We start from the raw sequence: 12716 nt of genomic DNA, 5'->3' as shown, positions 1-12716 counted from the left end.
GTTGTCTCCGAATTAGTGGGCGACGGCCGCAGCGCCGTGTTCGTCGATCAGCGCACCGTTGTGGAAACGGTCGATGGAGAACGGCTTGGCCAGCGGGTGCATCTCGCCTTTGGCCAGGCTGGCAGCGAAGACGTTGCCCGAACCCGGGGTCGCCTTGAAGCCGCCGGTGCCCCAGCCGCAGTTGAAGAACAGGTTCTTGACCGGGGTCTTGGAGATGATCGGGCAGGCGTCCGGGCAGGTGTCGACGATGCCGCCCCATTGGCGGTTCATGCGCACGCGCGAGAGGATCGGGAACATTTCCACGATCGCCTGCATGGTGTGCTCGATCACCGGGTACGAGCCGCGCTGGCCGTAACCGACCCAGCTGTCGATACCGGCACCGATCACCAGGTCGCCCTTGTCGGACTGGCTGATGTAGCCGTGCACGGCGTTGGACATGATCACGCTGTCGATGATGGGCTTGATCGGCTCCGAGACCAGTGCTTGCAGCGGGTGCGATTCCAGCGGCAGGCGGAAGCCGGCGAGCTTGGCCATGTGCCCGGAGTTACCGGCCGTGACCACGCCGACGCGCTTGGCGCCGATGAAGCCCTTGTTGGTTTCCACACCGATCACTGCGCCGTTTTCCTTGCGGAAGCCGATCACTTCGGTTTGCTGGATCAGGTCGACGCCCAAGGCGTCGGCGGCACGCGCATAGCCCCAGGCCACGGCGTCGTGACGGGCCACGCCGCCACGGCGCTGGATGGTCGCGCCGAGGATCGGGTAGCGGGTGTTCTTCGAGCAGTCCAGGTACGGAATTTCAGCCGCGACCTGTTCGGTGTTGAGCAGCTCGCCGTCCACGCCGTTGAGGCGGTTGGCGTTGACCCGGCGTTCCGAGTCACGGATGTCCTGCAGGGTGTGGCACAGGTTGTAGACGCCGCGCTGGGAGAACATCACGTTGTAGTTGATGTCCTGCGACAGCCCTTCCCACAGTTTCATGGCGTGTTCGTACAGCTTGGCCGATTCGTCCCAAAGGTAGTTGGAACGCACGATGGTGGTGTTACGGGCGGTGTTGCCGCCGCCCAGGTAACCCTTCTCGATCACCGCCACGTTGGTGATGCCGTGCTCCTTGGCCAGGTAGTAGGCCGTGGCCAAGCCATGCCCGCCACCGCCCACGATGACCACGTCATAGACCTTCTTGGGGGTCGGCGTGCGCCACATGCGCTGCCAGTTTTCGTGGTGGCTGAGGGAATGTTTGAGGAGGCCGAAGCCCGAATAGCGTTTCATCAAGAGTTACTCCCTCAGCGGTAAACCGGGTAATCGGCGCACAGGGCCGAGACGTTCTTCGCCACGTCGGCTTCGACGTCTGCATCACCCAGGTTGTCGAGGATGTCGCAGATCCAGCCGGCCAGGGTCACGCACTGGGCCACCTTGAAGCCGCGGGTGGTGACGGCCGGGGTGCCGATGCGCAGGCCCGAGGTCACGAACGGCGATTGTGGATCGTTCGGCACGGCGTTCTTGTTGACGGTGATGTGCGCGCGGCCCAGGGCGGCGTCGGCTTCTTTGCCGGTCAGGCCCTGACGGATCAGGCTGACCAGGAACAGGTGGTTGTCTGTGCCACCGGAGACCACGTCGTAGCCGCGGTCGATGAACACCTGGGCCATGGCCTGGGCGTTGTCGATCACTTGTTGCTGGTAGGCCTTGAAGCCTGGCTCCAGGGCTTCCTTGAAGCACACCGCCTTGCCGGCGATGACGTGCATCAGCGGACCACCCTGGGCACCGGGGAACACGGCTGCGTTGAGCTTCTTCTCGATCTCTTCGTTGGCCTTGGCCAGGATCAGGCCGCCACGTGGACCGCGCAGGGTCTTGTGGGTGGTGGTGGTGACCACGTCAGCGAAGGGCAGCGGGTTCGGGTACAGGCCTGCAGCGACCAGGCCAGCGACGTGGGCCATGTCGACGAACAGCAGTGCGCCGACCTTGTCAGCGATGGCGCGGAAACGTGGGAAGTCGAGGGTCTTGGAGTAGGCCGAGAAACCGGCAACGATCATTTTCGGCTTGTGCTCGACGGCCAGGCGCTCGACTTCGTCGTAGTCGATCAGGCCGGTATCGGTGTTGATGCCGTACTGCACCGCGTTGTACAGCTTGCCCGAAGACGACACCTTGGCGCCGTGGGTCAGGTGGCCGCCGTGGGCCAGGCTCATGCCCAGGATGGTGTCGCCGGCTTGCAGCAGGGCCAGGTACACGGCGCTGTTGGCGGAGGAACCGGAGTGCGGCTGGACGTTGGCGTAATCAGCGCCGAACAGCTGCTTGGCGCGCTCGATGGCCAGCGCTTCCACTTTGTCGACGTGCTCGCAGCCGCCGTAGTAGCGCTTGCCTGGGTAGCCTTCGGCGTACTTGTTGGTCAGACCGCTGCCTTGGGCCTGCATCACGCGCTTGCTGGTGTAGTTCTCCGAGGCGATCAGCTCGATGTGATCTTCCTGGCGCTGCTCCTCGGCATTCATCGCCGCCAGCAGTGCGTCGTCATAACCCTGGATTTGGTCTTGCTTGCTGAACATCGTGTATCTCCCGGCAGCGATCATTTTTTGTCTGGAGGGTTCATTGACCCTTTGTGGCGATGGTATGGCCGGGACGGGCGAGTCAGATGCCTGCGCACGCCTTGCAATGGCGCGTTTACGACATTGGCTGCAAGAACATGCCGAAGGGCTCGAGCGCCTCTAACGCGGGTGGTGATCGCTTTTTTCGAGCCGCCTCGATCGCTGCAGTGAAGCGCTGGCCGAACGGTAGCCGCAATTGGCCCACTACGGTCGGCAGCCTCGGTGTCCGGCCGATGGGCGCGCCAGGGTGCTGCCACGATGACGTCGGTTTTTCTGGCGCAGATCGCCCAGCGGGTGTGCGACTTCAGCCGCGATAGCGGGGCAGCGTCGGCCCAGCACATTCCCTGATCATCCTGCCTACCCTCGCCCTCAGGCGATGGTTTAGAGTGCGGACTGCCTCGCTTAAAGGACAAGCGTCATGCCAGACAACAGCCAACAATTTGCCAGCGACAACTATTCGGGTATCTGCCCAGAAGCCTGGGCCGCCATGGACCGGGCCAACCGCGGTCACGAGCGCGCCTATGGCGACGACCAATGGACACAGCAAGCCGCCGATCACTTCCGCCGCTTGTTCGAAACCGACTGCGAAGTGTTCTTTGCCTTCAACGGCACCGCCGCCAACTCACTGGCCCTCGCGTCGCTGTGCCAGAGCTTCCACAGCGTGATCTGTTCGGAAACCGCCCACGTCGAGACCGACGAGTGCGGCGCACCGGAGTTCTTTTCCAACGGCTCCAAACTGCTCACCGCGCGCACCGACGCCGGCAAGCTCACACCTGAGGCCATCCGCGAAGTGGCCCTCAAGCGCCAGGACATTCACTACCCCAAACCACGCGTGGTCACCCTCACGCAGGCCACCGAAGTGGGCACGGTGTATCGCCCGGATGAACTGCAAGCGATCAGCGCGACCTGCAAGGAACTGGGCCTGCACCTGCACATGGACGGCGCGCGTTTCACCAACGCTTGCGCGTTCCTTGGCTGCTCACCTGCCGAGCTGACCTGGAAAGCTGGCGTCGATGTGTTGTGCTTTGGCGGCACCAAGAACGGCATGGCGGTGGGCGAAGCGATCCTGTTCTTCAACCACGACCTGGCACGGGACTTCGACTACCGCTGCAAGCAGGCCGGGCAACTGGCATCGAAGATGCGCTTCTTGTCGGCGCCTTGGGTGGGGATTCTGGAAGACGGCGCCTGGCTGCGCCACGGCACCCACGCCAACCACTGCGCCCAGTTGCTGGCGAGCCTGGTCAGCGATTTGCCAGGGGTGGAACTGATGTTCCCGGTCGAGGCCAATGGCGTATTCCTGCAAATGCCCGAAGCGGCGCTGGAGGCCCTGCGCAACAAAGGCTGGCGCTTCTATACCTTCATCGGCAGCGGCGGCGCGCGGTTCATGTGCTCGTGGGACACCGAAGAGGCGCGCGTGCGCGCACTGGCGGCGGATATCCGCGCCATCATCGTCGGCTGAAAAAGAGGGGTGAACGGGCTGGCCTGAATGACTCAGGCCAGGTCCCGGTCAACGCCAGCGACCCGGGTCACTGATCAGCGATGGTCCGGCTGATGGCGTTGACCGTTGCATCGAGCTGCGCCTGCGTGCGGGCCAAGGTCTGCTGATGCGCCTGCTGCAACTCGATCTGCTGCGAACACAGGTTCAATGCCGCCAATACCAGCAGTTTGTCGCCGATCAAGGTCGGGTACTGACGCTTGGTGTCGTTCAGCGCAGCGTTGAGCATGCGCACCGCCTGGCTGAGGGTTTCTTCCTGGCCGTCCGGCGCCTTTATCGAATAATCGACACCCAGGATCGACACGACATTCACCGGCTGTTCCTGTCGCGCGTAATAGCTCATGCGCCGACGGTGCCAGCACCGGCGCGCTCGAGCAGCGCTTGCAGACGCGATGCGGTGGCGCCCTGTTTCTCTTCCTGCTCCATCAGCGACAGCTGCAGGGTTTCGTTCTCTTCCTTGGCCTGAGCCAGTTCCTGGCCGAGCGAGGCATTCTGCTCGGTCAGTTGGGTGTTCTTCTGCAGCAGGTCGGTGACCAGTTGCTCGATTTGATTAAGGGAGGCTTCCAACATGGCTCTATCTCGGGGTTGTTGCAAAGGGCGCCCACCATAATGAAAAGTGCGCGCCCCCGCCAATTAATATCAGGATGACTGCGTCAAGCCGCCCATTGACCGAGCAACGGGCAGCATGTTCCCGAAAAATCCGCCGCTGATCGACCGGTCAGCGCGCTGAACGCCTCACACACGAAAACAGGCCCTGCGTGGGCCTGTTTCTATTCACCGCCGGTAACCGACCTCAGTAATCGATACGCACATCACCCTTGGGAATGCTGCAGCACGACAGGATGTAACCCTCGGCTTCGTCTTCCTCGGTGATCCCGCCGTTGTGATCCATCTCCACCTCACCGCCCAGCTTGAGCACCTTGCAGGTGCCGCAGATGCCCATACCGCAGGCCTTGGGAATCATCAGGCCGACTTTCGCTGCCGCCGCGTGGACGGTTTCGCCCGGCGCGATGCGGATGCTCTTCTCGCTGCCGATGAACTCCACCAGGTTCAGGTCCGATTCATCGACTTCCGGCGCGTCGGCCGCCTGCTCGGCGTTCTCGACCGCGTTGGCCTTGTCTTCGGCCGGCGTCGCGCCGAAGGATTCCTCGTGGTAGCGGCTCATGTCGAAGCCGACGCCTTCGAGCATGCGCTTGACCGCCGTCATGTACGGGGTCGGGCCGCAGCAGAACACTTCGCGCTCCATGTAGTCCGGCGCGATCAGCTCCATCAGGCGCTGGTTCAAGTAGCCGCGATAGCCCGCCCAAGGCTCGCCCAGGCCGTGCTTTTCACAAATGATGTGCAGCCCGAAGTTCGGGATGCGCGAGGCCATCTGTTCGAGTTCGCGGTGGTAGATGATGTCTTTGGGGGTCCGTGCGCTGTGCACGAAGACCATGTCGACATTGGCGTTGGTGTCGTAGAACCAGCGCGCCATGGACATCACCGGCGTGATGCCGACGCCGCCGGAAAGGTACAGGACCTTGTTGGCCGGGAAGTCGATGGCGTTGAACAGGCCGACCGGGCCGTGCACGGCCAGCTCCTGGCCTTCATGCAGCGTGTCGTGCAGGTGGTTGGACACGTGCCCACCCGGCACCCGCTTGACGGTGATGGAGAAGCTGTACGGCACCGAAGGCGAGCTGGAGATGGTGTAGGAACGCATCACCTGCTTACCGTCGATCTCCAGTTCCAGGGTGACGAACTGTCCGGGCTTGAAGAAGAACATGATCGGCGCATCGGCCATGAAGCAGAAGGTACGCACGTCCCAGGTTTCCTGGATGACCTTGACGCAGCGCACGGTATGGCGGCCGTTGACCCAGGTCTGAGTAGTGACCGGATTGAGGAAGGTTTCGGACATGATCATCTCCAGCGGCCGACTACCGGCCTTTTTATGGTTGCGATAATGCTCAAGGCCGAGGGGTCGCACTTTCCTATCTGCGACATCGGCGTGCTTATCGCGACCAGCCCCGTGAGACAAGGGTTCGGGCGTCGGGATCGGATTCGGCCATGTCGCCCATAGATACGGTTCGCGCGCACAGTAATCGCACACTCCACCGCAAATGGACCTGCTGGTTTTAAGTGAATAACCGCCAGGTAGAAGCAGCGGCACCACAACAATGATTAGCCACCTTTCGCCGGCCCTAGAGGGCCATGAGGAATACACGATGGACGTCACCGCAACCCTGAGCCTGGGCGATCCACTTGAACCTGCACGTAAGGCTACCGCCGAGATGCTGCAGAACCGCGAGCGCACCTACTCGCTGCCCCAGCCTTTCTACACCGACGAGCGTCTGTTCCAGATCGACATGCAGGAGATCTTCCACAAGGAGTGGCTGATCGCCGGCATGACCTGCGAAATCCCGGCCAAGGGCAACTACCTGACCCTTGAGATCGGCAACAACCCGATCATCGTTGTGCGTGGTACCGAAGGTAAGGTGCACGCCTTCCACAACGTCTGTCGCCACCGTGGTTCGCGCCTGTGTGTGCATGAAAAAGGCAAGGTGGCCAAGCTGGTCTGCCCGTACCACCAGTGGACCTACGAGCTCGACGGCCGCCTGCTGTTCGCCGGCACCGAAATGGGCACTGATTTCGACATGAAGCAGTACGGCCTCAAGCCGGTCAACGTGAAGACTGCAGGCGGTTACATTTTCATCAGCCTGGCGGAAAACCCGCCAGCCATCGACGAGTTCCTGGCCACACTGGACCACTACATGGAACCGTACGACATGGAGAACACCAAGGTCGCGGTGCAGACCCAACTGTTCGAAAAGGCCAACTGGAAGCTGGTGCTGGAAAACAACCGCGAATGCTACCACTGCAATGGTTCGCACCCGGAGCTGCTGCAAACCCTGCTCGAGTTCGACGACACCAACGATCCACGCGCCAGCCAGGAATTCAAGGACCAGGTCGCGGCCTGCTCCGCCGCCTGGGAAGCCGAGAAGATTCCTTACCTGCACAAGAGCCATGGCCTGCGTAACCGTATCGTGCGCATGCCGCTGCTCAAGGGCACCGTGTCGATGACCATGGACGGCAAACCCGCGTGCAAGAAGCTGATGGGCCGCATCCAGAACCCGGACCTCGGCTCGATGCGCATCCTGCACTTGCCGCACGCCTGGAACCACTGCATGGGCGACCACATGATCGTCTTCACCGTGTGGCCGATCAGCGCCAAGGAATCGATGGTCACCACCAAGTGGCTGGTGCACAAGGATGCCGTGGAAGGCGTTGACTATGACCCGGCCAACATGCGCAAAGTATGGGACGCCACCAACGACCAGGACCGTCGCCTGGCCGAAGAGAACCAGCGCGGGATCAGCTCCACCGCTTACCAGCCTGGGCCGTACTCGACCACCTACGAGTTCGGTGTGGTGAACTTCATCGACTGGTACAGCCAGCGGGTGTTGAACAATCTGGGGGCGGAGCCTGCGCCGTACTTGAAGGAAATCAAGGCGCAGTAATCGACCGCATGGGCATGCCGCGGCGGCTGCACCGCGGCGTGCAGCCACTGTTTACATGCGCGTTTCTCTTATTTCGCTCACAGCCCGCAGGTGCGTGTTGTAACGCCTGTCCGTGGGCGTTGTCGCCAAGGTCCAAAGTTCATAAAACGACAACGCTGTAGCGACGGTCGCGAACGAGGCGTCTGTCCACATCAACGGCTCGGAGTTCGGCACGAACACACGCACCGCTGAAGTGACGAGACCCGCACCAGCGCTGGCAGCACCAAATACTGTCAGCGCGATCTCTCTGGCGCTCATCCGCGCAACCGGGGTCTCGGCCGCCGTACTGGCCACCACGCCCGTGCGCGTTCCTCCATATCCTGTGTTGACATTGAAATCCCTGAGCGTCCGGTATCCTCGATAACCTTTCGTGACACTGATCGCAAGATTAACGACGCTGGCGACCATGTTTCGAATGGTCGTGAACAAGATCGGCACACGACCGGATGGGTCATGGAAATTGATGGGGTCGTTGAAGCAGTACGCGTAGGCATTGATGCCACCCTGGGAGAAAGGGCTGAGCCGATCAGGGGCATGAAACCGCATCAATACCGGATCGAACATACGATGACCATTGCCCAAGTGGTACCCGCCCGTACGCTGATCGCGGCGCTGCCCTGTGAAGGCGAGCGCGTGGTGGCTGCATCGCGTCTGCGCGCCATAAGGGCCATAGGCCTGGGAAGAGGGGCGCGCACCACTCAGGGTTGGGCGCTGCAGGTTGGTGTGGTGAAAAGGGGTGTGGGTCATGGCAAGGATGCTTCGGGAACGACGAAGATTCCACGCTAGCAGAGGGGGCCGAAGCGGTTAACTGGTACAAGTCTCAGGTACGGGGTGCCAGCAGCCTGGTCATTCCTTCATCCCAAGGCTGCTCAGCGGCAACCACCGTTGCAACACGGGCCACTGATCTGTCGGCATGCCACGCGTTTCGCGCGGTATGGCACCTCAGGCTTTCCCGAACACACTCGAATGAGAGCCAGGCCAGATCGAAGGCGTCGCGAACGTGCGCTTCCCACGCCATGCCGACAAGCACTTCGCTGGAAAACGACTCGGGTGAAACACCTCCATGCGCCCGGCGTTGCTCATCGGGGATATCTGGCCAGCGCCGCGAAGCGCTTCAGCGGAACACGCCCTCCTCCACCAGCAGCTTCATGATTGCATCAGCTCCCTCTTTGGCCGTGACATCCTTCATCACCTTGCCGCTACCACCGCTGGCCTTGGCCGTGGCCGCCTTCATCCGGTCGGCGCCGCTCTTGGCCTTGATCACCTTGAGGCGCTTGGGCCGTGGCCGGGCCGGTTGCAGTTGCGCATCGGCGAGCAGGTCGTCTTCGACCACCTGGACCTCCCGCGCCGCCAGGACACCGCGTCGAGCCGGGCCAAACGCGCTCTGCCGAGGCGTCGGTGCAGCGTTGTCGACGGTCGCGAGCAGCGGCAGACGCACCTTCAATCGGCGTCGCTGACCGCGCGGCAATGCTTGCAGTACCTGGGCAGTGCCGTTTTCGATCGACTCCACTTCAGCCAATCCAACGATCAGCGGCCAACCGAGTTGTTCGGCCAGCAGAAACGGCAGCATACCCGACCCTTCACCGGTTTCGGCCTGGGTGCCGGTCAGCACGAGCTGCGCACCGGCATCACGCAGGTAATCACCCAGTACGCCCAACACATCGGCACCCGCTGGCTGTTCCAGCACGTCCAAGTGATCCAGCCCCATGCCCAGGTAGGCGCGCAAGGCTTCTTCGCGGTGATCGCCGGCATGCACCACTTGCAAGTGCTCGCCGGCCAGTTGCAAACCCAGCTCGACCGCGCGGGCATCCTGTTCGGCGCGGCGGGTACGCCCGGAACTGGGGTGCGCGCCGATGGAAACCAGGCTGATGACTTTCGTACTCATGCTCGTGCCCTCAAGCCGCGTCGCGCTGGCCGCCGCTGCGGAAGTTGTCCACCGCCTCGATCAAGGCCTGGAGAATCGCCGTGCTGTCGCCAATGATCGACAGGTCGGCGCGTTTGATCATGTCGCAGCCCGGGTCCATGTTTACGGCCACCACCTTGTCGCAGGCACCGATGCCCTGCAGGTGCTGGACGGCGCCGGAAATACCAATGGCCACGTACACCCGTGCAGTGACCCAGGTACCCGTGGCACCCACCTGACGGTTGCGCGGCATATGGCCGTCGTCCACGGCCACTCGCGAGGCGCCTTCGGTGGCCCCCAGAGCAGCGGTGGCCTTGTGGTAGAGATCCCAGTCCTTGATGCCGCTACCACCCGAGACGATGAACTCGGCTTCGGCCATGGCAATGGCCGCAGGGTCCACCGCCACCGATCCAAGGTCTTCGATGCGCGAGAGGCTTCGCGCCACGGGCGATGACAACTCCACAGGCAAGGCTTCATGCCGGGTATCGCTGACCGGATCGGCACATTCGGACGACGCCAGGATGACCCGCGCCACCGGCCGCTGCAGGTCTTGCTGACCCGCACCGGCACGGCCGATGCACTCGCCCTCCTTGACCTGCCATACCCGTGTGGCTGGGCGCTCGCCCATCGCCGCCGACAGCCGACGACCCAGCTCGCCCCCGCCGGCGCGGCTGTCCGGCAGCAACCAGTGACGCGGCGCGAACTGGCTGTCCACGGCGCGCAAGCCATGGACCAGTTGCTCAGGGGCATAGCCTTTGAAGGCCTCGCCTTCGATGACCAGCAAGCGGTCCACCCCGGCATTGCCGAAAGCGGTTTCCTTCTGCTCGCCGAAGACGATGGCAAGCACCGCTCCATCCTGGCCGGCCAGGCTGTGAGCCAGGCCGAGCAGGTCCTTGTCGTGGGCGCCCAGACGGCCGCCAACCATGTCCGGGACCACAGCAATGTAGAACGCCGGATCGACCACCTGATGCAGCGGTAGCTGCACTTCGGCGGCGGCCGTGCGCCGGCCACCGGCGGCGGTGCCCTGCTGGGCGCCGCTGCGGTCGATTCGTTTAAGGCCATTGGGCCCCATGAAACCGGCCGCAATCGCATGGGTGTTCTTGCGCATCAGACCGTTGGGCCCCATCCAGCTGGTTTGCTGGGTCTGCATCGCCGCATGCAGCGGATGCAGACGGTTACGGGCGATCCACTCGATGCGTGGATCGCGGCGGATAAGGTCGCTCATCAGTGCACCTCCGCAGGTTCACGTTTGGCCGCTTGCGGTTTTGCTGCAGCCGGGGCCTGGTCTTCGAGCAGCACATCGGCCACCAGCTCGGCCAGGTCTTTGATCAATGGGCGTGGCTCGACCACCCCTTCGAGCATCGCCGTGCATTGCGGGCAACCCACAGCCACCACGTCGGCTTCGGTGCTGCGGATGTCGTCCATGCGCATGTCCGGAATCCGCTGCTTGCCCGGGATGTCGGTGATCGGCGCCCCGCCACCACCGCCACAGCAGCGGGAGCGGAAGCCGGAGCGCTCCATCTCGCGGACCTCGATGCCGAGGGCCTTGAGCACCTCGCGCGGGGCTTCGTATTCACCGTTGTAGCGGCCCAGGTAGCACGGGTCGTGGTAGGTGACGCTGCCGCCCTTGTGCTGGCCGAGGTTGAGCTTGTTCTGCGCAATCAGCTCGGCGATGTAGGTGCTGTGGTGCTGCACCGCGTACTCGCCGCCCAGCGCGCCGTATTCATTCTTGAGCACATGGAAACTGTGCGGATCGCAGGTGACGATGCGCGTGAAGCTGTATTTGGCCAGGGTCTGGATGTTGCGCTTGGCCAGCAGCTGGAAGGTCGCTTCATCACCCAGGCGACGGGCCACATCACCGCTGTCGCGCTCTTCCAGGCCGAGCACGGCGAACTCCACGCCGGAGGCTTTGAGCACTTTGACGAAGGCGCGCAGGGTGCGCTGGTTGCGCATGTCGAAGGCGCCGTCACCGACCCAGAACAGCACCTCGGTGCGCTGCACATCGGCCAGCAGGGTCAGGTTCAGGTCAGCGGCCCAGTTCATCCGCCCGCCTGGGTTGAAGCCGCCAGGGTTGTCGGTGGCGATCAGGTTGTCCAGCACTTCGGCGCCCTTGTTCGGCGTGGCGCCTTTTTCCAGGGTCAGGTGACGGCGCATGTCGACGATGGCATCGACGTGCTCGATCATCATCGGGCATTCCTCGACGCAGGCGCGGCAGGTGGTGCACGACCACAAGGTTTCAGCGTCGACCAGGCCATTGACGATCGGCTGGTGCGGATGGCCGCCGTGCTCACCAATGGGTTTGCCAGGGTACGGGCTGCCGGCGAACTTGGCATCGGTACCACCGGCCAGGCCCACGACCATGTCCTGAATCAGTTTCTTCGGGTTCAGCGGCTGGCCAGCGGCGAAGGCCGGGCACATGGCTTCGCACTTGCCGCACTGCACGCAGGCGTCGAAGCCAAGCAGTTGGTTCCAGGTGAAATCAGCCGGTTTTTCCACGCCCAGGGGCGCTTTCGGGTCTTCCAGGTCCAGTGGCTTGAGGCCGGTGGAGCGACCGCCACCGAAGCGCTCGCTGCGCCGGTGCCAGGCCAGGTGCAACGCGCCGGCGAAGGCGTGCTTCATCGGCCCGCCCCAGGTCATGCCGAAGAACAGCTCCGACACGCCCCACAACACGCCCAGGCCCAGCACCGCGACCATTACCCAACCGCCGGTGTTGGCAGGCAGGATGCCGGCGACCGGCAAGGTCGCGACAAAGAAGCTTGCGGCAAACACCAGCAGGCTTTTGGGCAGGCGCATCCATGGGCCTTTGGACAGGCGCTCAGGCGGATTGAGGCGGCGTTTGAAGACGAAGCAGGCGCCGGTGAACATGATCACCGTGGCGATCAACAGGCCATAGCCGAGGACCTTGTTCTGCAGCCCGAAGCCATGCACCAGGATCGCCAGCGCCGCCGAGAGCACGAAGCCGCCGGCGGTTGCGACGTGGGTATTGGAGATGTACTTGTCGCGCCCGACCACATGGTGCAGGTCCACCAGATAACGGCGCGGCATGGCCAGCAATCCGCCGATCAGGTTGACCTTGGACGGCCGCCCACGGCGCCACATGCGCACGCGGCGCAAGGCGCCGAGCACGGCCAGGGCGAGCGCCGCGAACAGCAGGATGGGTAACAGGGTGTTCAACATGGGAGGCTCCCACAACAGCTGGATTCTTGCGCCACGGC

Annotated in this window: 11 protein-coding genes; 2 read left to right on the top strand and 9 right to left on the bottom strand. The window is 63.2% G+C overall.

Translation table 11 applies throughout. From position 1 onward, the window contains the following. Positions 1 to 12: 12 nt before the first annotated feature. Both SJI00_RS14965 and SJI00_RS14960 read right to left on the bottom strand, forming a co-directional pair. Positions 13 to 1263 (bottom strand): sarcosine oxidase subunit beta family protein, encoded by a 1251-nt coding sequence (locus SJI00_RS14965; RefSeq protein WP_322462487.1) that lies wholly within the window; start codon positions 1261 to 1263, stop codon positions 13 to 15. Positions 1264 to 1277: 14 nt separating this feature from the next. Continuing rightward, entirely contained in the window at positions 1278 to 2531 is a 1254-nt protein-coding gene (locus SJI00_RS14960) for a serine hydroxymethyltransferase (RefSeq protein ID WP_322462486.1), read from the bottom strand. Between the two features lie 457 nt (positions 2532 to 2988). Between SJI00_RS14960 and SJI00_RS14955 the strand changes: the two genes are divergently transcribed. Next, positions 2989 to 4029: a threonine aldolase family protein gene (locus SJI00_RS14955; RefSeq protein WP_322462485.1), complete on the top strand. Its 1041-nt coding sequence runs from the start codon at positions 2989 to 2991 to the stop codon at positions 4027 to 4029. A gap of 67 nt (positions 4030 to 4096) precedes the next feature. On the opposite strand, the gene SJI00_RS14950 is transcribed toward SJI00_RS14955, so the two are convergent. The 3 genes from SJI00_RS14950 to gbcB form a co-directional block, all read right to left on the bottom strand. Further along, positions 4097 to 4408, bottom strand: coding sequence for a cell division protein ZapA (locus SJI00_RS14950; RefSeq protein ID WP_322462484.1), 312 nt, complete (start codon positions 4406 to 4408; stop codon positions 4097 to 4099). Then, positions 4405 to 4635, bottom strand: a complete 231-nt coding sequence (locus SJI00_RS14945) for a hypothetical protein (protein WP_312932659.1) — start codon at positions 4633 to 4635, stop codon at positions 4405 to 4407. Before SJI00_RS14945 ends, SJI00_RS14950 begins: the two co-directional genes overlap by 4 nt. A gap of 223 nt (positions 4636 to 4858) precedes the next feature. Next, positions 4859 to 5959 (bottom strand): glycine betaine monooxygenase reductase subunit, encoded by a 1101-nt coding sequence (gene gbcB, locus SJI00_RS14940; RefSeq protein WP_322462483.1) that lies wholly within the window; start codon positions 5957 to 5959, stop codon positions 4859 to 4861. A gap of 307 nt (positions 5960 to 6266) precedes the next feature. Between gbcB and gbca the strand changes: the two genes are divergently transcribed. Next, the gene (gbca, locus tag SJI00_RS14935; protein WP_322462482.1) at positions 6267 to 7559 is read left to right on the top strand and encodes a glycine betaine monooxygenase oxygenase subunit; all 1293 of its coding nucleotides are present in this window, start codon (positions 6267 to 6269) and stop codon (positions 7557 to 7559) included. 51 nt (positions 7560 to 7610) lie between these two features. On the opposite strand, the gene SJI00_RS14930 is transcribed toward gbca, so the two are convergent. The 4 genes from SJI00_RS14930 to dgcB all read right to left on the bottom strand — a co-directional run bounded on the left by SJI00_RS14930 (position 7611) and on the right by dgcB (position 12678). After that, the gene (locus SJI00_RS14930) at positions 7611 to 8345 is read right to left on the bottom strand and encodes an RHS repeat-associated core domain-containing protein (RefSeq protein WP_322462481.1); all 735 of its coding nucleotides are present in this window, start codon (positions 8343 to 8345) and stop codon (positions 7611 to 7613) included. 367 nt (positions 8346 to 8712) lie between these two features. Continuing rightward, positions 8713 to 9483, bottom strand: a complete 771-nt coding sequence (gene etfB, locus SJI00_RS14925) for an electron transfer flavoprotein subunit beta (protein ID WP_322462480.1) — start codon at positions 9481 to 9483, stop codon at positions 8713 to 8715. A gap of 10 nt (positions 9484 to 9493) precedes the next feature. Then, complete coding sequence (etfA, locus tag SJI00_RS14920) at positions 9494 to 10726, bottom strand: electron transfer flavoprotein subunit alpha (RefSeq protein WP_322462479.1); 1233 nt, start codon at positions 10724 to 10726, stop codon at positions 9494 to 9496. Further along, on the bottom strand, positions 10726 to 12678 hold the full coding sequence (dgcB, locus tag SJI00_RS14915; protein WP_322462478.1) for a dimethylglycine demethylation protein DgcB: 1953 nt from the start codon (positions 12676 to 12678) through the stop codon (positions 10726 to 10728). The genes etfA and dgcB overlap by 1 nt, the downstream gene beginning before the upstream one ends. Positions 12679 to 12716 lie beyond the last annotated feature (38 nt).

The sequence above is a fragment of the Pseudomonas gebzensis genome (assembly GCF_034427815.1).
Lineage (GTDB): Bacteria > Pseudomonadota > Gammaproteobacteria > Pseudomonadales > Pseudomonadaceae > Aquipseudomonas.
Note: the sequence above shows the minus strand (reverse complement) of the source record. Positions and strands in the feature narration are given on the sequence as shown.